This window comes from Variovorax paradoxus, assembly GCF_040544635.1.
Lineage (GTDB): Bacteria > Pseudomonadota > Gammaproteobacteria > Burkholderiales > Burkholderiaceae_C > Variovorax > Variovorax paradoxus_R.
Genome location: NZ_JBEPKJ010000012.1, coordinates 75,886 through 95,954, shown reverse-complemented (window position 1 = coordinate 95,954; position 20,069 = coordinate 75,886). Strand labels below are relative to the sequence as shown.

Sequence of the window (20,069 nt, the reverse complement as noted above, 5' to 3'; positions counted from 1 at the left end):
CAGGTGCGCCTTCCTCTGAGTTTCGAATTCTTTCCGACCAAGACGCCTGAAGGCGCGGTCAAGCTGCGCGCGGTGCGCCAGCAGCTGTATGCGCGCAAGCCCGAGTTCTGCTCGGTCACCTACGGCGCGGGCGGTTCCACGCACCAGGGCACTTTCGGTGCGGTGCAGGAGATCCTGTCCGAAGGCGTGGATGCCGCCAGCCACTTCTCGTGCATCGGCGCGACGCGCGCCACCGTGCGCGAACAGCTGGCCGAGCTCAAGGCCATGGGCGTGAAGCGTCTCGTGGCGCTGCGCGGCGACCTGCCGAGCGGTTACGGCATCGGCGGCGAGTTCCTGTACGCCAGCGACCTCGTGGCCTTCATCCGCGAAGAAACGGGCCGCGACTTCCACATCGAGGTGGCTTGCTACCCCGAGGTGCATCCGCAGGCGCGCTCGCCCGAGGCCGACCTGCAGGCCTTTGCCGCCAAGGTAAAGGCCGGGGCCGATTCGGCGATCACGCAGTATTTCTTCAGCCCCGAGGCCTACTTTCGCTTTGTCGAAGACGCCCGCAAGCTGGGACTCGACACGCCGATCGTGCCGGGCATCATGCCCATCACCAGCTCGACACAGCTGATGCGCTTCTCCGACGCCTGCGGCGCCGAAATCCCGCGCTGGATCCGCCTGCGGCTGCAGGGCTTCGGCGACGATACGGCGTCCATCAAGGCCTTCGGCCTCGACGTGGTGACCGACCTCTGCGCGCGTCTGCGCGACGGCGGCGCACCGGCGCTGCACTTCTACACAATGAACCAGTCGGCGGCGACGCTGGCTGTACTGGAGCGCCTGGATTGAGGGAGCGCGCAGAAGCAGGGGGCTCGCTGCGCGGGGCGCTTCGCATCGCGCTGGTCGCAGCAACCTGCGCGCTGGCCGGTTGTGCCATGCCCCCGGCCACCGAAGGCGGGGCAGCAGATGCGAAAGACGCAAAGCTTTCGCCGTTGCCACGCCAGATGGCCGTACCTCCGGGTGCGCCGGCTCGTTCGAGCGTGCCTTCCGTCCGCTACGACCTTGCGGTGTCGGGAACTGGCGAATTGGGCCCCGACGATGGCGTGCCTGGCGACAGTGGTCCTCGCGAGATTTTCGAGCGCGGCGGGGCGTCCTGGTACGGCATCCCGTTTCACCAGCGCAAGACCGCGAGCGGCGAGCGCTTCGACATGACGGCCATGACGGCGGCCCACAAGACCTTGCCGTTCAACACCCGCGTCTGCGTGCGCAGCCTGGTCACCGGCAGCGAGGTGCTCGTGCGCATCACCGATCGGGGGCCCTATGCGCAGGGCCGCATCATCGACCTGAGCCGTGCCGCGGCCGAACGCATCGGCATGATCGGGCTCGGCATCAAGCAGGTGGCGCTGACGATCATCGACCGCGAGGGCATGCGCTGCGGCGGCCTCGAGGCGGAGAAAGGCGATACCGCAACGCCGGCGGCCGCGCCTACTTCCGCGCGCCGCAAGGTGAATGTGCCGCCGCGCCGCCGCCGTTAGAGGCGAGAGGCGCAGACAAAAACGAAACGCCTAGCCGCCCGCGTCGAGCGAAAACGCGGCGTGCTTGTCCTGGGCCAGCCGCTCCACCAGCTGCGGCAGGGCGGCCGCCAGCAGCGGCTTCAGCGTGTAGGGCGGGTTGATCAGGAACATGCCGCTTGCGGGCAGTCCGGGTCGCTGGGTTTCGCCGGTGTCCGTGGTGATCAGCTTGCTTGACTTGACCGTGAGCGTGGCGTGCAGCCACGGTTTGCCGGCCTTGGTTGCCATCGTCTTGAGCCGGCGCGGCAGGTCGTGCGCTTCGGGGCGCGGAATGATCGGGTACCAGATGGCGTAGGTGCCGGTCGCGAAGCGCTTGAGCGCCTCGGCCGCGAAGTCGAGCACGCGGCCGTAGTCGCTCTTGATTTCGTAGCTCGGGTCCATCAGCACCAGCGCGCGGCGCGAGGGCGGCGGCAGGAACTTGGTGGCGCTGCCGAAGCCGTCTTCGCGCAGCACGGCGATCTGGCGACCCGCTTCGAGCTGCGCAATGTTGGCGTCCAGCGTGCGTGCATCGGTCGGGTGCAGCTCGAACAGCTTGAGCTTGTCATGGTCGCGCAGCAGGTGCTGCACGATGAACGGCGAGCCGGGGTAGATGCGCGCGCCGCCCTTCGGGTTGAAGTCGTGGATCACGCTCAGGTAGCGCGCAATCGCATCAGCCAAGGGGGCTTCGGCTTCGGGTGCTGCTACCTTTTTGGTAGCTGACTTTGCAGCCGGAGCAGGCGCGGCAGGTGCTTTCTTCTCGGAAAGCAGGCGCAATATGCCTTCGGCCGCTTCGCCGCTGGTGCCGGCGTAATCCCCGTCGAGCCGGTACAGGCCGGCACCGGCATGGGTGTCGACAACGGTCAGGGCTGCTTCTTTTTCAAGCAGGTGATCGAGCGTGGCAATCAGCACCGTGTGCTTGAGCACGTCGGCGTGGTTGCCGGCATGGAAGGCGTGGCGGTAACTGAACATAGGGTGAGGATGGTAACGTCTCGGGCCTCGTGAGAGGCTTCAATTTGCTTCGATAGGCCAATTCTTCGTATAATCGCGGGCTTCGCAGCGTTTTTGTAGCCCCGCGGCGAAGGCATGCAACCTGTTCTCCAGGGTGCGTGAAACCCACCTAAGAGATTCCCGTCAGAGGAACGCCGACCGTGGAAAAGGGCTCGCCAAACCCTCTTTTCAAGAGAAAACTCATGACCAAAACGTTCAGCGCCAAGCCCGCTGACGTGACGCACGAGTGGTTTGTGATTGACGCGACCGACAAGGTCCTCGGACGAGTAGCCAGCGAAGTTGCTCTCCGTTTGCGCGGCAAACACAAGGCCATTTACACGCCTCACGTCGATACCGGTGACTTCATCGTCATCATCAACGCCGCGCAACTGCGCGTCACCGGCGCCAAGTCGATCGACAAGGTGTACTACCGTCACTCGGGCTACCCGGGCGGTATCACGGCGACCAACTTCCGCGACATGCAATCCAAGCACCCGGGCCGCGCCCTGGAAAAGGCTGTCAAGGGCATGCTGCCCAAGGGCCCGCTTGGTTACGCGATGATCAAGAAACTCAAGGTGTACGGTGGCGCTGAGCACCCGCATACCGCCCAACAGCCCAAAGTGCTGGAACTGTAAGGAGCCTTGAGAATGATTGGTGAATGGAACAATGGCACCGGCCGTCGCAAATCGAGCGTCGCCCGTGTGTTTCTGAAAAAGGGCTCGGGCAAGATCACGGTCAACGGCAAGGACATTCAAGAGTTCTTCGGCCGCGAAACCTCGATCATGATCGCGAAGCAACCCCTGGTGCTGACCAACAACACCGAAACGTTCGACGTCATGGTCAACGTGAACGGTGGCGGTGAATCGGGCCAGGCCGGCGCAACGCGCCACGGCATTACCCGTGCGCTGATCGACTACGACGCAAGCCTGAAGCCGGTGCTGAGCCAAGCTGGCTTCGTGACCCGCGATGCGCGTGAAGTCGAACGTAAGAAGGTCGGCTTGCACTCTGCACGCCGCCGCAAGCAGTTCAGCAAGCGCTGATACTGTTCGCTACGGACAAAAGCCGCCTTCGGGCGGCTTTTTCATTGCGGCACCTTGGCGCAGGCGTGTTCGACCCCACTTGTGTTGGGTGCTCGCTACCGCCGACCTGCCAGGAATGCCGCATTGCAGTAGCATTGGTTCATTGGCCGCATGTTCGGCCCTCAAGGAGTTATCCCACATGAGCGCTGTTGCCGAAAATATCCAGACCCAGATGCCCGAACCGATCGTCTTCACCGACAGTGCGGCCGCCAAGGTGGCCGACCTGATCGCCGAAGAAGGCAATCCCGACCTCAAGCTGCGCGTATTCGTGCAGGGTGGCGGGTGCTCGGGCTTTCAGTACGGTTTCACTTTCGATGAAATCACGAACGAAGACGACACGACCATGACCAAGAACGGCGTGTCGCTGCTGATCGACGCCATGAGCTACCAGTACCTCGTCGGCGCCGAAATCGACTACAAGGAAGACCTGCAGGGTGCCCAGTTCGTGATCAAGAATCCGAACGCCACCAGCACCTGCGGCTGCGGATCCAGCTTCTCGGCTTGATGCCTTCTTGCCGCTGTCGGCAGCTTTCGGTTCCGTAAAAGCCGCCTTCGGGCGGCTTTTTTGTTGCCGCTGGCTCCGGACCGCCGGACCAGGGCTGGCGGGGGAGTTCGGCTCAGGCCGGGTAAATCGCGCCCAGCACCCGCGGGCCGCGCGCTCCGGTCACGCTGGCCAAGTTGCCTGCCTCGCGCCGCACGGTGCTGCGCGCCAGCCATGCAAAGGCCGCAGCCTCTACCTGCAGGGGGGGCAGCCCGTGGTCGGTGGACGTGGCCACCTTCACGCCCGGCAGCAGTGCGCGCAAGCGCCCGACCAAGTGGTCGTTCAATGCGCCGCCGCCGCAGACGATCAGCAGCTTGCTATTTTTTTCATAGCACAACACATCTGCCGCACAAACGCTGGCGGTGAATTCGGCCAATGTGGCCTGCACGTCGGCAGGTGGGGCCGCTGTGGCCGCACCGAGGCACGCTGAAAGCCATGCCGGGTTGAACAGGTCGCGACCGGTGCTTTTGGGCGGCGCCTTCGCGAAGTAGGGTTCGGCCTGCAGCGTGGCGAGCAACTGAGGCAGCACCTGCCCGCTCGCAGCCCATTGCCCGGCGCGATCGAAGGGCTGTCCGGTATGAAGCTGGCACCAGTAATCCATCAAGGCATTGCCCGGGCCGCAGTCGAAACCCAGCACTGCCGGCTCTCCCGCAGCGTCGGCCGCGGGCAGCAGGCTCAGATTGGAAATACCGCCGATGTTCAGCACCGCCACGGGTTCGCCGGCACGCGCGAAGAGTGCGCGGTGAAATGCCGGTACCAGCGGGGCGCCTTGGCCACCCGCCGCCAGGTCGCGGCTGCGAAAGTCCGCGACCACGTCGATGCCCGTCAGCTCGGCGAGCAGCGAGGGGTTGTTGATCTGGAGCGTGTAGCCGACCTCGTCGAACTCGGTGGGCCGGTGGCGCACGGTCTGGCCGTGCGCGCCGAGAGCCGTAACGGCGCTGGCAGGGGTGCTGCTGTCCGCGAGGAGCTGGCCGGCCACGCCGGCATAGATCCGGGCCAGGCCGTTGCCGGCAAGTGCCGCGCGGTGAAGTTCATTGTCGCCGGGCGTGTTGAGCGCCATCAGCTCTGCCCGCAGTGCGGCGGGAAAAGGGGCTGTGGCGTAGGCCCGCACGGCGATGCGGCCTTCCGAAAAGTCGGCCAGAACGCCGTCGACGCCGTCGAGCGACGTGCCGGACATCAAGCCGATGAAGAGTTCGGCGGCCATTGCTGAATGGGGCGAGCGGGCCGCGTGCTGTGCTGCCGCTGCGAAGCGGAGGCTCAGTCGGCGCTGGCCTGGATGACCGAGAACGCGGCCGCCAGTTCGGTGCGTGCACCGATGGCAATGCGTTCGAAGGCTGGGCGCATGGCCGCGGTGATCGGGGCGCCGCCTTCCTGGGCGATCGAGGCCGGGTCCTGGTATTCGCCGTTCACGCGGAACTCGAAGTGCAGGTGCGGGCCGGTGGCCCAGCCAGTGGAACCCACCGCACCGATCGTCTGGCCCTGGCTGATGCTTTCGCCGGCCTTGACGTCGACGCGGCTCAGATGGGCGTAAGCCGTCTGCTGGTTGTTTCGGTGCTTGACGATGACGATGTTGCCGTAGCCGCTTTGCGTGCCGGCGAAATCGACCGTGCCATCACCGACGCTGCGCACCGCGGTGCCGGTGGGGGCCGCGAAGTCGATGCCGTTGTGCTGGCGCCAGCTGTTCAGGATCGGGTGCATGCGCATCGCGAAGCCGCTCGACACACGCGAAAACTCGACCGGCGAGCTCAGGTAGGCCTTGCGCAGGCTGTCTCCGTTCGGGCGGTAGTAGCTGCCCTTCTGGCCTGCGGGCTGGAACCACACGGCCTGGTGCACCTTGCCGCCGCTCTCGAACTCGGCGGAGAGCACGCGCCCGCTGCGCAGCGCCTGGCCGTCGGCTTCGAAGGTTTCGTACACCACGGCGAAGCGGTCGCCCTTGCGCAGCGCACGCACGTCGACGTCGCCCGCGAAGATGTCGGCCAGCTGGCTCGCGACCGAATCGGGAACGCGGGAGTCGTCGGTGGCTGCGAACAGCGAGGTGCGGATGGTGCCGCTGGCCAGTCGCGTGCCCGGCGTGAGCGTGTCGCGCTCGGTGAGCGCGACGAAGCCGACCGCCGTGCGTTCGATGACGAAGCGCTTGAAGCCGCCGTCGCCGTCGGGAATCCAGCGGGCGCTCAGCTTCTTGAGCTGGTTTTCCTGCGTGGCTTCGGCCGTGATGGTGCGTCCCGCGCGCGCGAACAGCGCATTGCGGGCTTCGCCGCTTCCGCGCACGAAGGCGGTGGCGGCAGGGTCGGAAATGCCCAGGCGCTTCAGCAGGGCCTCGGCCGTGTCGCTGGAGCGCGTGATGTCGGTGCGAAACAGCGTGAAGCTGAAGTTCTCAAGGGACTCGCTCTGTTCCGCAAAGGACAGGGGCGCGGTCGCTTCAAGAATCTGTTGGACCGGGAGGTCGGACGCGTCGGGGCCCAGCGAGGCCACCGCCAAGGTTCCGGCGCTCAGCAAGGCAGCCGCGATAGCCGCGGTGATCTGCTTGGGATAGGTCCGGAATGTATAAGCCACGCGAGAAGCCAGTAGCTCCTCGGCGGCGAGAATGCCGTTGATCAAACTTTGAATTCCAGCTCAGGTTCTGCAAATCCGTGCTGCAAAGCCCAGAACGGACAGGGCGGCAGGACGGTGCGGAAAAAAGCGCCGCTTAGAATCCGGCGCTTGAAAAGTCGGGCTGAGTATAGCTTCGGCAACCTGAAAATCAGCCAAAAAGCCTATGAATGCCGAATCTGTTACATCCAATGGCCTGTCCGATGGTGTAAGACGAGCGCTTGAAATCTCCCTTCGGGGCACCGACGAACTGCTCCCGCAGGACGAATGGGTGCGCAAACTGCAGCGATCGGAGGCGAGCGGAACCCCGCTGCGCATCAAATTCGGCCTGGATCCGACGGCTCCCGACATCCATCTGGGGCACACCGTGGTTTTCAGCAAGATGCGCCAGCTCCAGGATCTGGGGCACACGGTGATCGCGCTGATCGGCGATTTCACCACCACCATCGGCGATCCTTCGGGCCGCAACAGCACCCGCCCCCCGCTCACCCGGGAGCAGATCGAGGCCAACGCGAAGACCTATTTCGACCAGCTGCGGCTGGTGCTGAACATCGATCGCACCGAAGTTCGTTACAACTCCGAGTGGAGCGACCCGCTGGGCGCGCGCGGCATGATCCAACTGGCCGCCAAGTACACCGTTGCCCGCATGATGGAGCGCGACGATTTCAACAAGCGCTTCAAGAGCGGTCAGTCGATCTCGGTGCATGAGTTCCTCTATCCGCTGATGCAGGGCTATGACTCGGTGGCGCTCAAAAGCGACCTCGAACTGGGCGGCACAGACCAGAAGTTCAACCTGCTTGTCGGCCGCCATCTTCAGCAGGAATACGGCCAAGAACCGCAGTGCATACTCACTATGCCTCTGCTGGAGGGGCTCGATGGCGTCGAGAAGATGTCCAAGAGCAAGAACAACTACATCGGCATCAGCGAAGACGCCAACACCATGTTCGCCAAGGTGCTGTCGATCTCCGACGAGCTGATGTGGCGCTGGTACACGCTGCTGAGTTTCCAGTCGCTGGAGCAGATCGGGGCGCTCAAGGCCGAAATCGCCGGTGGCCGCAATCCGAAGGATGCGAAGGTGGCGCTGGCCAAGGAAATTACTGCGCGCTTTCACAGCGCGGCGGCCGCCGAAGCCGCCGAGCAGGACTTCATCAACCGCAGCAAGGGCGGCGTGCCGGATGAGATTCCCAAGGTTTCGCTGGGCGGCGCGCCGCTAGGCATTGCGCAGCTGCTCAAGCAAGCCGGCCTGGCATCTTCGACCTCCGAGGGCAACCGGCTGATCGACGGCGGCGGCGTGCGGGTCGATTCAGTCGTGATCAGCGACAAGGCGCTGAAGCTGTCCGCGGGCAGCTACGTGGTGCAGGTCGGCAAGCGCAAGTTTGCGCGCGTGACCGTCAATTGACGAAAAGGGCGGCGGCGCTGGCCGCCAGCCCACCTACCTCACCGGACTTCGATGGTGACGCGCCGGTTGCGCGGCTCGTCCACCTCGTCGGCGGTGGGAACGGCAAGTTCACGTTCGCCGCGGCCCACGGCCTCGATGCGCTTGGCCGGAAACTGCCGGTCGATGAAGAGCTGCACTACTTCTTGTGCCCGGCGCTGCGAAAGCATGTCGTTCTGCTCGAGGGCTCCCTTGGTGTCGGTGTGCCCGGTCACCACGATGTCGCTGCCGCTGCGGGTTTGGGCCGCAATCAGGGCTTCGTTCATCACTTGCTGCGACGCGGGCGTGAGCGTGGTGCCGCCAACCTCGAAAAACACCGTGTAGCGCTGCGGCGGAGGCGGGCGCATGTCGAACAGCACCTTGTTCTGGGCCTGAACCTTGGCTGGGTCCGCCTGGTCGACCACGGGCGCGCCCGAAGCGCCGACGGCCGCGGTTGCGCGCTGATAGGGCTTGGAAAGAACTTCTTCGCCGTCTTTCGCGCGCACCACCACCGCCGAAGGCTTGTCGTCTGCCTGGGGCAGCAGCACCACGCGGGTGCCCGGGGTCGAGCAAGCGGCAAGCAGCGTTGTGATCAGGGCGGCAAAAGTCAGAGAGGCACAGGTCCGCGACTTCATCATCATGGCTGGCCGTCGGTCTGCACGATGAAGTCGGTCCCGCGGATGCCGATGGTGGCCGTTTGCGTCTCCACGCGAATTGCGTCGGGATTGGTCTTGCCGATCAGGCCGGTGATCATGCGCATGGAGCCGCGCAGCAGCGACACGAGCACGCCGCCTTCATGCGTGGTGGCGTTGAAGTGGAATTCCTTCAGGTCCAGCCGCGACGAAGGACCGACCACCAGCGTCGTGTCGTCGCGCAGGACCACGGCGGCGGAAGAGTCCGGGCCCGTCACGATACGGTCCACGGCGGTGAGCGCATCGCCCGCGCTGGCCGTGCGAGGCGTGCCGGCGGTGCTGAGCAACTGCACGTTGCCGCGCACCGACTTCACGAAGCCCGCCTGGGGCTCGGCGACCGGCGCAGCTGCTGGCGCAGCGGAAGGCGTTTGTGCGTGGGCCAACGCCACTGCGCCCCAAAAGGCGAAGCCTCCCAGGGCGATCAGGAATTTTTTCATCATCACTCTCTGCGAATGTCTCGCGGTGACACAAATATTAAATTGAACCTGTTACAAGCGGAGGCCGCATTTGATAACTCGGCTGCAAGGATGCGGTCTTTTGCCGCACTTCTGTCGTTTTTATTGTTCAACGTCTCTCGCCGCGCATGACTTTCACGCCCAAGACGCTGCTTCGCGTTTCTGTTGCCGTTGCCTTGATCACGATCCTGCTCAAGGGATTGGCGGGCTACGTGACGAACTCGATGGGCCTGATTTCCGATGCCATGGAGTCTTTCGTCAATCTTGCCAGCGCGATGTTCGCCCTGGCAATGGTGACTGTCGCCGCGCGGCCCGCCGACGAGGAGCATCCCTACGGCCACCACAAGGCCGAATATTTCTCGTCGGGTTTCGAAGGCATTCTGATTGTCGGTGCCGCGGCCGCCATTCTCTGGGTTTCGGTGCAGCGGCTGCTTTCCCCTCAGCCTCTCGAGCAGCTGGGCTGGGGGCTCGGGCTTTCGGTGATCAGCTCGGGCTTCAACGCGGCCCTGGCCTTTGCGCTGTTTCGCGCGGCGCGCATGCACCGGTCGATTGCGCTGGAGGCCGATGCGCGGCATCTCATGACCGATGTCTGGACCTCGGCAGCGGTGGTGATCGGCATCGTGGCCGTGTACTTCAGCGGATGGCTCTGGCTCGATCCGCTGCTGGCCATTGGCGTGGCGCTCAACATCGTGCGGGAAGGCGTGAGGCTCGTGTGGCGTTCGTCGCAGGGCCTGATGGACGAAGCGCTCGAGCCCGAAACCATCGCCACGCTGCGCGCCACGCTCGACCAGTTTGCCGCGCGCCTGCCCGAAGGCGCTCGGCTGCGCTTCGACGACATGGTGACGCGGCGCGCCGGCCAGCGCCGATTTGCCGACCTGCACATGCACGTGCCCGGCGAGTGGACGCTCCAGCACGCGGCAGCCATGCGCGATGAACTGGAACAAATGCTGATGGACGCCGTGCCCGGCTTGCGCGTGACCATCCAGCTGCTGCCGCTGGGCATGGAAGCGCGCGCCACCCAGTTGGAGGAAGACGCATGAAGGCCGTGGTTCAACGCGTGGCAAGCGCGCGCGTCGATATCGCCGGCCGGACCGTCGGCGCCATCGATGCTGGCCTGCTCGTCCTGCTTTGCGCCGAGCGCGGCGATGCGGATGTGCTGGCCGATCGCATGCTCGCCAAGCTGTTGAAGCTGCGCATCTTTTCCGACGAGGCAGGCAAGATGAACCGCAGCCTGCAGGACATTGGCGGCGGCCTGCTCGTGGTGAGCCAGTTCACGCTGGCGGCCGATGTGAGCGGCGGTAACCGCCCCAGTTTCACGCAGGCAGCGGCACCCGACGAGGGGCGGCGGCTCTACGACTATTTCGTGGCGCAAGCCCGTGCTGCGCACCCCGTGGTTGCAACGGGCGAGTTCGGTGCCGACATGCAGGTGCACCTGGTCAACGACGGGCCGGTCACCATTCCGTTGCAGATGGTGGCGTAGCGCGCTGCCTTCAGTCGCGTTCGAGCACGGCTTCCCAAAGCACCTTCGGCTGCTCGTAGCGCTCGACCGCGAGTTCCTCCAGGTGCCGCACGCGCCAGCCATCGGCAAAGAGCCGCTCCACCGCCGCGCGGTCGAAAAAGCGCTTGGGCACGCCGTCCACCAGATAGAAGGAATCTTCTCCGTCCGGTGGCGGGCCGTTGGCGCCGTGGTGAACGTCGTTGACTGAATTCAACCGGCACAGCAGCACGCCGCCCGGGCGAAGCACGTCGTGAATCCGCCGGGCCAGGGCCAGTGTTTCATCCCAGGCAAAGTAGTGCAGCGAAAGACTTGCGAGCACCGCGCCCACGCTGCCGTCGGCCATCGGAAAGGGCGCACGGAAATCGCTGCAAAGAAACTCCGCGCCGTGCGGCACCCGGGCTCGCGCGGCCGCCACCGATTCGGTCGAGAGCTCGATGCCCACCACGCGCAGCCCCGCGCCCACCAACACCGCGCTGTCCCGGCCCGTTCCGCAGCCCAGTTCGAGCACCGGGTCCGCTCCCGCGCGCTCGGCAAGCAGAGGAAGCCAGCGCTGCAGCCACGGATCGGTGTTCGCGCCGGGTGTTGCAGTCATCTCACCGCCCGTAGGGATTGCGAATGCCGAGGCCGGCCAGAATTTCGATCTCGCGCGCTTCCATTTCCTCGGCATCGGCCTCACCGGTCTCGTGGTCCCAGCCCTGCGCGTGCAGCGTGCCGTGAACGAGCAGGTGCGCGTAGTGCGCGGCCAGGGTCTTGCGCTGTTCCTTCGCCTCGCTGGCGACCACCGGCGCGCACAGCACCAGGTCGGCCATCACCACGGGGCTTTGCGCATAGTCGAAGGTCAGTACGTTGGTCGCGTAGTCCTTGCCGCGGAACTCGCGGTTCAGGCGCTGGCCTTCTTCGGCATCGACGATGCGCACGGTGATCTCGCCATCCGCGTCGAGCGCGTGGCGGATCCAGCGCGCCACGCTGTGCCGCGGCAGCGCGGCGCGGTGCCGCTCGATGCCCTTGAAGCGCTGCGCAAATTGCAGCGAGAGCGAAAGCTGGGCCAGTGCCATGTCAGTGCGTTCCCGCGCGCTTGCGCTGGCCGTCGTAGGCGTCGACGATCTTGGCGACCAGCGGATGCCGCACCACGTCGGCACTGGTGAAGTGCGTGATCGCGATGCCGCTCACGCGCCGCAGCACGCGCTCGGCGTCGATCAGCCCGCTCAACTGCTGCTTGGGCAAATCGATCTGACTCACGTCGCCCGTCACCACCGCCTTGGCACCGAAGCCGATGCGCGTGAGGAACATCTTCATCTGCTCGACCGTCGTGTTCTGCGCCTCGTCGAGGATGACGAAGGCATTGTTCAGCGTGCGCCCGCGCATGAAGGCCAGCGGCGCGATTTCGAGCGCGTTGCGCTCGAACGCCTTCTGCACCTTCTCGTAGCCCATGAGATCGTAGAGCGCGTCGTACAGCGGACGCAGGTACGGGTCGACCTTCTGCGTCAGGTCGCCCGGCAGAAAGCCGAGCCGCTCGCCGGCTTCCACCGCCGGTCGCGTGAGCACGATGCGCTGCACCGCCGCGCGCTCCAGCGCGTCGACTGCGCAGGCCACCGCCAGGTAGGTCTTGCCGGTGCCGGCCGGGCCGATGCCGAAGGTGATGTCGTGCTTGGCGATGTTGTCGAGGTACAGCGCCTGCGTGGGCGTACGCGCGCGCAGGTCGGCGCGGCGCGTGACGAGCATCGCCGAGTCCTCGTCGCTCATCGAGCCGTCGCCCGCGAGCGTGAGCTGCACCACGGCCGGGTCGATAGGACGCTGGGCAATTTCATACAGCGCCTGCAGCACGTCCATTGCACGTTGCGCGGGGGCCTTGGGGCCGTCGACCTTGAACTGCTCGTGGCGGTGCGCGATCTTCACGCCCAGGGCTTCCTCGATGCGGCGCAGGTGCGCGTCCAGCGGTCCGCACAGGTGGCCGAGGCGCGAGTTGTTGGGTGGGGCAAAAGTGTGTCGCAGAATCACGCCGGACATTTCAAGGAAAAAGGGCACCCATGATAGGCAAACTCACCGGCATCCTGGCCGAGCGCAATCCACCGCAAGTGGTGGTGGACTGCAACGGCGTCGGTTACGAGGTCGATGTGCCGATGAGCACGTTCTACAACCTGCCCGGCACCGGGGAGCGCGTTTCGCTGCTCACGCACTTCGTGGTGCGCGAGGACGCGCAGATTCTCTACGGTTTCGGCACCGCCGAGGAGCGTGCGGCCTTTCGCCAGCTCATCAAGATCACCGGCGTGGGCCCGCGCACGGCGCTCGGCCTGCTTTCGGGCATGAGCGTGGGCGAGCTGTCGCAGGCCATCACCACGCAGGAGCTCGGCCGGCTGGTGAAAATTCCAGGCATCGGCAAGAAGACCGCCGAGCGGCTGCTGCTGGAACTCAAGGGCAAGCTGGGTGCCGACATCGGCCTGCCTGCGCATGCGGCCTCCGATGCGCAGGCCGACATCCTGCAAGCGCTGATCGCATTGGGCTACAGCGACAAGGAAGCGGCGCTGGCGCTCAAGGCGCTCCCCAAGGACGCGACGGTGAGCGAGGGCATCAAGCTGGCGCTGAAGGCGCTGGCGAAGTAGGGCGCCGCCCGATCCGGCTCAGGGATGGATCTTCTCGCCCTTCGCGAGCATTTCCACGAATTTCGCGATGCGCCGCGCCCGGGTCTCGGGCTTCTTCGCACCTTGGGTGCGGAACAGCACTGCATAGCGGTTGCGCGAATCCAGCTTGACGAAGAAGGCGGCGGCCTTGGGGTTTGCGTCGAGGGCGGCCTGCAGGTCGGGCGGCACGGTAGCGATGCTTTGGGCGTCGTAGGCCGCATCCCAGCGGCCGTCGGTGCGGGCGCGGTCGACCTCGGCCAGGCCGGCTGGCTGCATGTGGCCTTCGGCGATCAGCCTCAGGGCTTTGTCGCGGTTGATCTTCGACCAGGTGCTGCGCAGGGTGCGCGGCGTGAAGCGCTGCAGAAAGTGCTTGTCGTCTTCTGCCTTGCGCTGCCCGTCGATCCAGCCGTAGCACAGCGCAACCTCGAGTGCCTCTGGGTGGTTGACCGACGCGATGCCGCTGTCCTTCTTGGCCATTCGCAGCCATACGCCGGCCGCGTCGGCATGGTGCCGCTTGAGCCAACGCTCCCATGCGGCGGCAGTGGTGCATTCGACGGGCGTGTCATGCGGCACGCGCTCGGCCGCCACCGCTTTCTTTGCGCTTGTGCTTGCGCGTGCCGTGCTCATGGCACCCACCAGTAGCGCAAGGCGTGAAAGTAGATCGGCGCAGCGAAGATCACCGAGTCGAGCCGGTCGAGCATGCCGCCGTGGCCCTCGATCATCGAGCCCCAGTCCTTCACGCCGCGGTCGCGCTTGATGGCCGACATCACGAGCCCGCCGAAGAAACCCATGAGGCAGATGGTGAGCGCCATCAGCGCGGCCTGCCAGGGGTTGAACGGTGTTGCCCAATAGAGCACCGCGCCCAGTGCGGTGGCGCTGGCCACGCCGCCGACAAGGCCTTCCCAGGTCTTGGAAGGCGAAAGTTCGGGCGCCACCTTGCGCTTGCCGAAGAGCTTGCCCCACACGTACTGCAGCACGTCGCTGCCCTGCACCACGATCACGAGGAAGGCGATCAGCAGCAGGTTGCGGCCTTCGAAACCGGGAATCTGCAGTGTGAGCAGCGCGGGCACGTGGCTGATGCAGAACACGCAGATCATCAGGCCCCACTGGATCTTGGAGGTGCGTTCCAGAAAGCGCTGCGTGTCGCCGCCCACGGCCGCGAGTATGGGCAGCACCAGAAAGGCGTAGACCGGAATGAAGATCGAATAGAGCCCGTACCACTCGATCCACACCAGGAAGTACTGCACCGGCAGCCCGATGTAGAACGCCGCCGCAATCGCATGATGGTCGCCGCGCCGCGTGTAGGCCAGGCTGATGAACTCGCGCAGCGCGTAGAACGAGATCAGATAGAACAGCACGATCACGCCGCCCTTGCCGAACGCGAAGGCAATGCCGATGACCGCCACCATCACCCACCACGCATTCACGCGCGCGTTGAGGTTGTCGATCACAGAGCTCGGCTGGCCCTGCGCCACGCGCCACTTGAGCATTGCGCCGATGGCCGAGGCAAGAATCAGCACGCCGGCGACGCCGCCGAACAATTGCAGTGTGGTCTGGGTGGAGGGCGAGATGTTCATGGCGTCGTCGTTGTTTTTTCTTGTTCTGGTACGCGGTCGTATTCGGGGCGCAGGTCGAGCATGGCGGCGCGTGCGCGCGCGATGAAGCTGGTCTTTTCTTCGCCTTCGGCCAGCTGGATCGGGGCGCCGAAGTGAACCGTGCAGGCGAGCGGAATCGGCACCAGCGTGCCCTTGGGCAATACGCGCTTCAGGTTTTCGATCCACACCGGCACCAGCCGCACATTGGGGCAGGCGCGCGCCAGGTGAAAGAGGCCGCTCTTGAGCGGCAGCAGGATTTCGTCGCCGGTGTTGCGCGTGCCCTCGGGAAACATGATGAGCGAGTCGCCGCCTTCCAGCGCTTCTTTCATCTGATCGACCGGGTTGCCGCCTTGGCCCGAACCGTCGCGCCGGATCATCAGCGCGTTGAACACGTCGGCACCGATGAACTGGCGCACCTTGGAGGCCATCCAGTAGTCCTGCCCCGCCACCGGCCGCGTCAGCGCGCGCAGATCGGGCGGCAGCGTGGCCCACAGCAACACGAAGTCTCCATGGCTCGTGTGATTGGCGAAGTACAGCGTCTGCTCGGCCTTGGGCGTGGTGCCGCTCCAGATGGCGCGTACGCCCGTCAGCAACCCGGCCGCGCCGATGATCAGCTTGCCCGCGACCACAGCGAGGGCGCGGCGCAGCACCGTGCTTGGGGGCCGGAGGTCTTTTTTGTCGTTGTTGTCTTCTTCGGTCAAGAGAGGTCCTGTGTCATCAAGGCGAGGAGAAACATGGCGGTCTGGCAGGCGATCACGACGGCGTGGCGCTGCATGAGCTGGCGGGTTCCCTGGATACGGTCGTCGAGCGGCCGGGCGGCTTTCGTCGCCGGTGCATTGCGCAGGCCGAGCCGGTCGAGCGCGGTGTCGAGCGCATCGAGCGATGCGATGGCGCCGCGTACCAGATCGCTGAACAGCGCCTGGTCGAGCCGCAGCCTGAAAGCGAAATAGCGCTCGAGCGTGCCCAGCACCACCACCGCGCCGAAGCTCATGGCGGCCGTGATCGAGAGCGAGCGCATCGTGAGCGCAAGCACCAGCGCCGCAATGCACATCAGTGCGAAGCCCCAGGCCGCCAGCACCGCCGCAGCGCGCAGCAACCCGGCCAGCGCCGCACATGTGGCGCGTTCGGTGTCAGTCATGGGGTGGCAGTCCCGGAGCAGCGGTGCCCAGCGGTTCGAGCGAGACCCGCCACCCGGCGCGCAGCACGATCTGCGGGCGGGCAAGGCGCACCGTGTCTTCGGCTTGCACCAGGCCGCTCGATCCGCCGTAGCGCCCCAGCCATGCAATGGTCGCAGCGGCGCTGCGCGAGAAGCCCAGCGCGCAGCAGACCCATACCGGCGCGCCTTCGGCATTGAGGCGCTGCCCTTCGATGACCGCAGCCGCGCGCTGCAGCCGCACGGTCGGCGGCACGGTCAGGTCGAGCATCGGCACGCAGCGCGCATGCGGCACACCAGCGGGCGCCTGCAACTCGGCGCACAGGCTCACGAGCCGTGGCCGACCCGCGGCGATCCATTCGGCCTTGGCCGGCAAGCGTCCGAGACGCAGGCCCGGCACCACCTCGACCGAAGCCGGCAAACGGCGCGTCCAGAGCCACGCATTGGCTGCGGCGCCGAGGCGGTAGGGCGCGAACAGCCAGCGTGCGGCCCAGCCCATGCGGCCGCTGCCGTTCATCTGGAAGCCACGGGCGCCGAAGCCGATGTAGTTGAGCGCCACCAGCGCCAGCGAAACCGCGGGCCAGGCGAGCCACAGCCATATGCCGCCGCCATACAACGCGGCAGCAAGAAACAACGCCGCGCCGGCGGCATAAAAGCTTGCGAGCTTCCAGCGCTGTGCATCGCGCGTGCACTGCCAGGCGCGCGGCATCGACACCGTGCGCTCCATCGGCCACAGCCAGACGCAGAAAATTCCGAGCAGCGCGCCGGTGGGAATGTCGATGAAGTGGTGCTGCCAGGTCGTGAGCACCGAGGCGCAGATGGCGAACGCCCACACATGCAGCACCAGCTTCGCCCAGGCTGCATGCAAGAACTGCCGGTACCAGTCCCACAGGATCACCGCCAGCGCGATGTGCAGCGAAGGCGCCTGGTTGTAGGGCTGGTCGAAGCCGCGCAGCGCATTGAACAGGAAGGCCGGTGCGCCCTCGACCGCCGGCTGCCCGAAGCTGAAATGCAGCGGCCAGATGACGAAGCAGGTGCAGGCGATGAGCGTTGCGCTCACGAGCCGCAGGGCGTGCCGGTCGAGCGTGCGCTTGCTGCGCGCAAGAAATAGCGAGAGCGCGTAGAAGACGTTGATCGTCCAGTACGGAAAGATCGTCCAGGCCCAGAACGGCACCTGCCGCTCCCACTCGAAAGCCATCGAGGGCACCTGCGCGCGCGTGGTGGCCCACCAGTTGGCGAGGCCGTAGGTCGCGTAGAACAGCGGGCCCAGAAACACCAGCCATGCAGCGGCCCGCTTCCAAGGGCGCTGTGCCAGCCAGCGCTTCATTTCGCGCCAAGCCCCGAGGTCATGCCACCCTCACTGCGAGCGAGACGGTGAAGATGCCCCACTCGTCGACGCGCTGGTCGATCTTGCGGAAGCCCGCTTCCTCCACCAGCTGGTCCATTTCGGCCTGCGTGCGGCGGCGCATCACCCAGGCTTCGCCCTGGCGGTGGCTGGTGAGCGCGCGCGCAATCATCTCGAGCTGCGGATGCCACGGCTGGCCGGTGTAGACCAGGTAGCCGCGGTCTTCCACTGCGTCGCCCACGCCCGCGAGAGAACGCCGCACCATTTCGTTGTCGGGGAACAGTTCGTAAAGGCCCGACACCACGGCCAGCGTGGGGCGCGGCGTTACGGTGGCCAGGCTGATGCGGTCGAAGGCGTCGGCCTGCACGAACTGCGCGACGTCTTCCAGGCCCTTCTCGGCGATGAGCGCGCGGCCGTCGCGCACGTTGATGTCGCTGTAGTCGCGCAGCAGGATCGAGCTGGCCTTGACCGGGCTCGCGAGCACCGCGTCGAGCACGTAGCGGCCATGGCCGGCCGCAATGTCCATCACGCGCACCTCGCGGTGCATCTCGGCCAGGCGCTCCATCGCGATGCGGATCAGCTCCTCGACATGGATCTTGCGCTGGCGTATGCCGCGCCAGCCGATCGAGTTCAAGTAGGTGTTGTCGATGGAACGGCCCAGCGGCCCTTTGCCTTCCGGATGATTGCGGTAGACGTAGTCGAGCGTGCTGCCCGAGTCGAAGCCGGTGGCATGGCCCAGCGCAATGCCGCTCGACAGCGTGCCGCCGACGCGCAGGCCGGCGCGCGTCATGGCCCAGTAGGCGCCGCGCGGCGAAAGCGGTGCCAGGGGCTCGGCCAACGCGCGCGACTCATCGGCGGTGTTGCCGCTCAGATGCGCGGCGCGCAGGTCGACCGGCACCGGCGGCTGGTCGAACAGCTGCAGGATGAATTCGCGGATCGACTGCACCGCCGGCGCCCGATCTTTCTCGCCCAGCGTGTCGTGGAAGAACCCCGGCAGCTCCACCTTGGTCTTGATCGCGCTGCCCAGCCGCTCGAAGAACTGGTGCTGCGGCTTGTGGTGCACCACCCAGTCCGCGCCCGAGATCAGCAACTGCACCGGCAGCGTGATGGCGTTGGCATCGGCCACCACGCGGTCGGCGGCTTCGTAGAGGCCGAGCAGGATGTTGACGGCGATGGGCCGCGAGATCAGCGGATCGCTCTCGTAGCTCGCAATGCGCTCGGGGTCGTGCGTGAGGAATTTCGCCTTCACATAGCTGTTGACGAAGAACAGCCCGCGCAGCTTGTGCATCAGCCCCAGCCCGGCGCGCGCAAAAGGGACGTACAGCTTGACCTTGAAGGCCGGCGAGGCCAGCGTGAGCCCGCGCACCTTGGGCGCGTAGTCGTGCGCCCAGGTGGAGACCAACACGGCCCCCACGCTCTGCGCAATGACGTGGATGTCGTGTTCCGCCACGCCGTGCGCGCTGCCGATGTGCTGGACGAAAGTCTGCACGTCGCGCACCGAGGTTGCAAAGCTCGGGCTGTAGCCGCGCTGGCCCGGCGAGCGGCCATGGCCGCGCGCGTCCCAGGCAAAAAAGTCGAAATCGGGCAGGTCGAGCTCGTCGACCAGGTGCGCCATGCGCGCGCCGTGTTCATGGCCGCGATGAAACAGCACGATGGCGCCGCGGCGCGTGGTACCCGTGGCCGGCCAATGCCGGTAGAAGAGCGATTCGCCGTCGTGCGTGCGGAACTGGCACTCCTGGGGAATGCGCGGGGTGGTGTTGGTGTCGGTCATTGAATCCAGAGGGCTGTTTTTTTGTTTGTTGTGCATGGGTTCATGCGGCTTCGGCCAGTGCGCGCCGGATGCGGTTGACCACCGTCCAGGCCACGAGCGCGGCGAGGAGCGGCATCAACCAGGCGGTCCAGCCCGGCAGCGGCCAGCCCAGCGCCACATAGAGGCCGAGCGCGCCGAACACGAAGGCGCGGTCGCTCTTGCCGAGCGGCCCGTCGTAGCGGCGCGAGGCACCCACCGTGGGACCGAGTGCGCCGGCGAATTCGCTCAGGCCCGCGAGCATGATCACCGTGCCGACCCAGAACGGGTTGAACGGCTGCACCAGCGCAAACGGCAGGTACAACGCGGCGTCGGAGACCACGTCGGTCAGTTCGTTGAGGAACGCGCCGAGTTTGCTTTGCTGCCCGTGCTCGCGCGCCAGCATGCCATCGATGGCGTTGAAAGCCATGCGCACGAACATCCATGCGGGAATGAGCGCGAAGGCCGCGAGGGACGGCGCCGCGAAGAACAGCCAGAGCCCGAGGGCGACCGAAACCACGCAAGCGGCCAAGGTGACCTGGTTGGCGGTGACGCCCATCGCATGCAGGCGCACCACCAGCGGCCGCAACAGCGCCTGGAACCGCGGCTTCAGTTCGTAGATGGACACGTGCTGGCTTCCCCTCGTTTGTTATATGGCCTGAGACGGCCGGAGCATTCTGCCAGTGTGGGGATTGGCCCCCACGCTCGGCACTTCATGTCCTCGCTGCCCCCCGAGGGGGCCACTCGCTTGCTTGGGGCGGCCCGGCGCGCGCTCGGACTAAACTTGC

At 66.0% G+C, this 20,069-nt stretch carries 24 protein-coding genes; 9 read left to right on the top strand and 15 right to left on the bottom strand.

Features of this window, described 5'->3' with window-relative positions:
• Window positions 1–3 precede the first annotated feature (3 nt).
• Both metF and ABIC94_RS20345 read left to right on the top strand, forming a co-directional pair.
• Window positions 4–828, top strand: a complete 825-nt coding sequence (gene metF / locus ABIC94_RS20350) for a methylenetetrahydrofolate reductase [NAD(P)H] (RefSeq protein ID WP_354374785.1) — start codon at window positions 4–6, stop codon at window positions 826–828.
• Window positions 829–914: 86 nt separating this feature from the next.
• Window positions 915–1,514 (top strand): septal ring lytic transglycosylase RlpA family protein, encoded by a 600-nt coding sequence (locus ABIC94_RS20345; protein ID WP_354374896.1) that lies wholly within the window; start codon window positions 915–917, stop codon window positions 1,512–1,514.
• 30 nt (window positions 1,515–1,544) lie between these two features.
• On the opposite strand, the gene ABIC94_RS20340 is transcribed toward ABIC94_RS20345, so the two are convergent.
• The gene (locus tag ABIC94_RS20340; protein WP_354374784.1) at window positions 1,545–2,498 is read right to left on the bottom strand and encodes a 23S rRNA (adenine(2030)-N(6))-methyltransferase RlmJ; all 954 of its coding nucleotides are present in this window, start codon (window positions 2,496–2,498) and stop codon (window positions 1,545–1,547) included.
• A 221-nt stretch (window positions 2,499–2,719) separates the two neighbouring features.
• Here ABIC94_RS20340 and rplM point away from each other — a divergent pair, with 221 nt between their 5' ends.
• The 3 genes from rplM to erpA all read left to right on the top strand — a co-directional run bounded on the left by rplM (window position 2,720) and on the right by erpA (window position 4,100).
• Entirely contained in the window at window positions 2,720–3,151 is a 432-nt protein-coding gene (gene rplM / locus ABIC94_RS20335) for a 50S ribosomal protein L13 (RefSeq protein WP_028259766.1), read from the top strand.
• Window positions 3,152–3,163: 12 nt separating this feature from the next.
• Entirely contained in the window at window positions 3,164–3,556 is a 393-nt protein-coding gene (rpsI, locus tag ABIC94_RS20330) for a 30S ribosomal protein S9 (protein ID WP_055808288.1), read from the top strand.
• A 178-nt stretch (window positions 3,557–3,734) separates the two neighbouring features.
• Complete coding sequence (erpA, locus tag ABIC94_RS20325) at window positions 3,735–4,100, top strand: iron-sulfur cluster insertion protein ErpA (protein WP_007827949.1); 366 nt, start codon at window positions 3,735–3,737, stop codon at window positions 4,098–4,100.
• A gap of 112 nt (window positions 4,101–4,212) precedes the next feature.
• On the opposite strand, the gene ABIC94_RS20320 is transcribed toward erpA, so the two are convergent.
• Window positions 4,213–5,340, bottom strand: coding sequence for an anhydro-N-acetylmuramic acid kinase (locus ABIC94_RS20320; protein WP_354374783.1), 1,128 nt, complete (start codon window positions 5,338–5,340; stop codon window positions 4,213–4,215).
• Between the two features lie 53 nt (window positions 5,341–5,393).
• Entirely contained in the window at window positions 5,394–6,734 is a 1,341-nt protein-coding gene (locus ABIC94_RS20315; protein ID WP_354374782.1) for a peptidoglycan DD-metalloendopeptidase family protein, read from the bottom strand.
• A 157-nt stretch (window positions 6,735–6,891) separates the two neighbouring features.
• Between ABIC94_RS20315 and tyrS the strand changes: the two genes are divergently transcribed.
• Window positions 6,892–8,124 carry a tyrosine--tRNA ligase gene (tyrS, locus tag ABIC94_RS20310; protein ID WP_354374781.1) on the top strand — a complete coding sequence of 411 codons (1,233 nt, stop codon included), beginning with the start codon at window positions 6,892–6,894 and terminating at the stop codon, window positions 8,122–8,124.
• Window positions 8,125–8,162: 38 nt separating this feature from the next.
• On the opposite strand, the gene ABIC94_RS20305 is transcribed toward tyrS, so the two are convergent.
• Window positions 8,163–8,780 (bottom strand): OmpA family protein, encoded by a 618-nt coding sequence (locus tag ABIC94_RS20305; protein ID WP_354374780.1) that lies wholly within the window; start codon window positions 8,778–8,780, stop codon window positions 8,163–8,165.
• Window positions 8,777–9,271: a FecR family protein gene (locus tag ABIC94_RS20300; RefSeq protein ID WP_354374779.1), complete on the bottom strand. Its 495-nt coding sequence runs from the start codon at window positions 9,269–9,271 to the stop codon at window positions 8,777–8,779. Before ABIC94_RS20300 ends, ABIC94_RS20305 begins: the two co-directional genes overlap by 4 nt.
• A 143-nt stretch (window positions 9,272–9,414) precedes the next feature.
• On the opposite strand from ABIC94_RS20300, the gene ABIC94_RS20295 reads away from it, so the two are divergent.
• On the top strand, window positions 9,415–10,326 hold the full coding sequence (locus ABIC94_RS20295) for a cation diffusion facilitator family transporter (protein WP_354374778.1): 912 nt from the start codon (window positions 9,415–9,417) through the stop codon (window positions 10,324–10,326).
• A complete protein-coding gene (dtd, locus tag ABIC94_RS20290) occupies window positions 10,323–10,766 on the top strand; it encodes a D-aminoacyl-tRNA deacylase (RefSeq protein ID WP_354374777.1) in 444 nt (147 codons plus the stop codon). Before ABIC94_RS20295 ends, dtd begins: the two co-directional genes overlap by 4 nt.
• Before the next feature lie 10 nt (window positions 10,767–10,776).
• Here the strand turns inward: dtd and ABIC94_RS20285 are convergent, their stop codons facing one another.
• From ABIC94_RS20285 to ABIC94_RS20275, 3 genes are read right to left on the bottom strand one after another with little or no spacing between them, the layout of a single operon-like run.
• On the bottom strand, window positions 10,777–11,376 hold the full coding sequence (locus ABIC94_RS20285) for a class I SAM-dependent methyltransferase (RefSeq protein WP_354374776.1): 600 nt from the start codon (window positions 11,374–11,376) through the stop codon (window positions 10,777–10,779).
• 1 nt (window position 11,377) lies between these two features.
• Entirely contained in the window at window positions 11,378–11,839 is a 462-nt protein-coding gene (ybeY, locus tag ABIC94_RS20280; protein ID WP_354374775.1) for an rRNA maturation RNase YbeY, read from the bottom strand.
• 1 nt (window position 11,840) lies between these two features.
• Window positions 11,841–12,791 carry a PhoH family protein gene (locus tag ABIC94_RS20275; RefSeq protein ID WP_354374774.1) on the bottom strand — a complete coding sequence of 317 codons (951 nt, stop codon included), beginning with the start codon at window positions 12,789–12,791 and terminating at the stop codon, window positions 11,841–11,843.
• 20 nt (window positions 12,792–12,811) lie between these two features.
• On the opposite strand from ABIC94_RS20275, the gene ruvA reads away from it, so the two are divergent.
• On the top strand, window positions 12,812–13,384 hold the full coding sequence (gene ruvA, locus ABIC94_RS20270) for a Holliday junction branch migration protein RuvA (protein WP_126749423.1): 573 nt from the start codon (window positions 12,812–12,814) through the stop codon (window positions 13,382–13,384).
• 18 nt (window positions 13,385–13,402) lie between these two features.
• Here the strand turns inward: ruvA and ABIC94_RS20265 are convergent, their stop codons facing one another.
• The 7 genes from ABIC94_RS20265 to ABIC94_RS20235 are packed head-to-tail and all read right to left on the bottom strand — an operon-like array spanning window position 13,403 to window position 19,909.
• Window positions 13,403–14,029 (bottom strand): YdeI/OmpD-associated family protein, encoded by a 627-nt coding sequence (locus ABIC94_RS20265; protein ID WP_354374773.1) that lies wholly within the window; start codon window positions 14,027–14,029, stop codon window positions 13,403–13,405.
• Window positions 14,026–14,979 carry a phosphatidate cytidylyltransferase gene (locus tag ABIC94_RS20260; RefSeq protein ID WP_354374772.1) on the bottom strand — a complete coding sequence of 318 codons (954 nt, stop codon included), beginning with the start codon at window positions 14,977–14,979 and terminating at the stop codon, window positions 14,026–14,028. The genes ABIC94_RS20265 and ABIC94_RS20260 overlap by 4 nt, the downstream gene beginning before the upstream one ends.
• Window positions 14,976–15,698 carry a lysophospholipid acyltransferase family protein gene (locus ABIC94_RS20255; protein WP_436318063.1) on the bottom strand — a complete coding sequence of 241 codons (723 nt, stop codon included), beginning with the start codon at window positions 15,696–15,698 and terminating at the stop codon, window positions 14,976–14,978. Before ABIC94_RS20255 ends, ABIC94_RS20260 begins: the two co-directional genes overlap by 4 nt.
• A complete protein-coding gene (locus tag ABIC94_RS20250) occupies window positions 15,695–16,135 on the bottom strand; it encodes a hypothetical protein (protein ID WP_354374771.1) in 441 nt (146 codons plus the stop codon). Before ABIC94_RS20250 ends, ABIC94_RS20255 begins: the two co-directional genes overlap by 4 nt.
• On the bottom strand, window positions 16,128–17,477 hold the full coding sequence (locus ABIC94_RS20245) for a phosphatase PAP2/dual specificity phosphatase family protein (protein WP_354374770.1): 1,350 nt from the start codon (window positions 17,475–17,477) through the stop codon (window positions 16,128–16,130). The genes ABIC94_RS20250 and ABIC94_RS20245 overlap by 8 nt, the downstream gene beginning before the upstream one ends.
• Before the next feature lie 19 nt (window positions 17,478–17,496).
• On the bottom strand, window positions 17,497–19,266 hold the full coding sequence (locus tag ABIC94_RS20240) for a bifunctional alpha/beta hydrolase/class I SAM-dependent methyltransferase (RefSeq protein ID WP_354374769.1): 1,770 nt from the start codon (window positions 19,264–19,266) through the stop codon (window positions 17,497–17,499).
• Between the two features lie 40 nt (window positions 19,267–19,306).
• The gene (locus tag ABIC94_RS20235; protein ID WP_354374768.1) at window positions 19,307–19,909 is read right to left on the bottom strand and encodes a CDP-alcohol phosphatidyltransferase family protein; all 603 of its coding nucleotides are present in this window, start codon (window positions 19,907–19,909) and stop codon (window positions 19,307–19,309) included.
• Between the last annotated feature and the right edge of the window lie 160 nt (window positions 19,910–20,069).

Excerpts from the sequence above, each read along its gene's own strand:
- rplM (WP_028259766.1), top strand. The coding sequence starts at position 2,720 with ATGACCAAAACGTTCAGCGCCAAGCCCGCTGACGTGACGCACGAGTGG.
- ABIC94_RS20245 (WP_354374770.1), bottom strand. The coding sequence starts at position 17,477 with ATGAAGCGCTGGCTGGCACAGCGCCCTTGGAAGCGGGCCGCTGCATGG.
- ABIC94_RS20320 (WP_354374783.1), bottom strand. The coding sequence starts at position 5,340 with ATGGCCGCCGAACTCTTCATCGGCTTGATGTCCGGCACGTCGCTCGAC.
- ABIC94_RS20275 (WP_354374774.1), bottom strand. The coding sequence starts at position 12,791 with ATGTCCGGCGTGATTCTGCGACACACTTTTGCCCCACCCAACAACTCG.
- ruvA (WP_126749423.1), top strand. The coding sequence starts at position 12,812 with ATGATAGGCAAACTCACCGGCATCCTGGCCGAGCGCAATCCACCGCAA.
- ABIC94_RS20240 (WP_354374769.1), bottom strand. The coding sequence starts at position 19,266 with ATGACCGACACCAACACCACCCCGCGCATTCCCCAGGAGTGCCAGTTC.
- ybeY (WP_354374775.1), bottom strand. The coding sequence starts at position 11,839 with ATGGCACTGGCCCAGCTTTCGCTCTCGCTGCAATTTGCGCAGCGCTTC.
- ABIC94_RS20250 (WP_354374771.1), bottom strand. The coding sequence starts at position 16,135 with ATGACTGACACCGAACGCGCCACATGTGCGGCGCTGGCCGGGTTGCTG.
- rpsI (WP_055808288.1), top strand. The coding sequence starts at position 3,164 with ATGATTGGTGAATGGAACAATGGCACCGGCCGTCGCAAATCGAGCGTC.
- ABIC94_RS20260 (WP_354374772.1), bottom strand. The coding sequence starts at position 14,979 with ATGAACATCTCGCCCTCCACCCAGACCACACTGCAATTGTTCGGCGGC.
- ABIC94_RS20345 (WP_354374896.1), top strand. The coding sequence starts at position 915 with ATGCCCCCGGCCACCGAAGGCGGGGCAGCAGATGCGAAAGACGCAAAG.
- ABIC94_RS20340 (WP_354374784.1), bottom strand. The coding sequence starts at position 2,498 with ATGTTCAGTTACCGCCACGCCTTCCATGCCGGCAACCACGCCGACGTG.
- ABIC94_RS20305 (WP_354374780.1), bottom strand. The coding sequence starts at position 8,780 with ATGATGATGAAGTCGCGGACCTGTGCCTCTCTGACTTTTGCCGCCCTG.
- ABIC94_RS20295 (WP_354374778.1), top strand. The coding sequence starts at position 9,415 with ATGACTTTCACGCCCAAGACGCTGCTTCGCGTTTCTGTTGCCGTTGCC.
- erpA (WP_007827949.1), top strand. The coding sequence starts at position 3,735 with ATGAGCGCTGTTGCCGAAAATATCCAGACCCAGATGCCCGAACCGATC.
- ABIC94_RS20265 (WP_354374773.1), bottom strand. The coding sequence starts at position 14,029 with ATGAGCACGGCACGCGCAAGCACAAGCGCAAAGAAAGCGGTGGCGGCC.
- ABIC94_RS20285 (WP_354374776.1), bottom strand. The coding sequence starts at position 11,376 with ATGACTGCAACACCCGGCGCGAACACCGATCCGTGGCTGCAGCGCTGG.
- dtd (WP_354374777.1), top strand. The coding sequence starts at position 10,323 with ATGAAGGCCGTGGTTCAACGCGTGGCAAGCGCGCGCGTCGATATCGCC.
- ABIC94_RS20300 (WP_354374779.1), bottom strand. The coding sequence starts at position 9,271 with ATGATGAAAAAATTCCTGATCGCCCTGGGAGGCTTCGCCTTTTGGGGC.
- tyrS (WP_354374781.1), top strand. The coding sequence starts at position 6,892 with ATGAATGCCGAATCTGTTACATCCAATGGCCTGTCCGATGGTGTAAGA.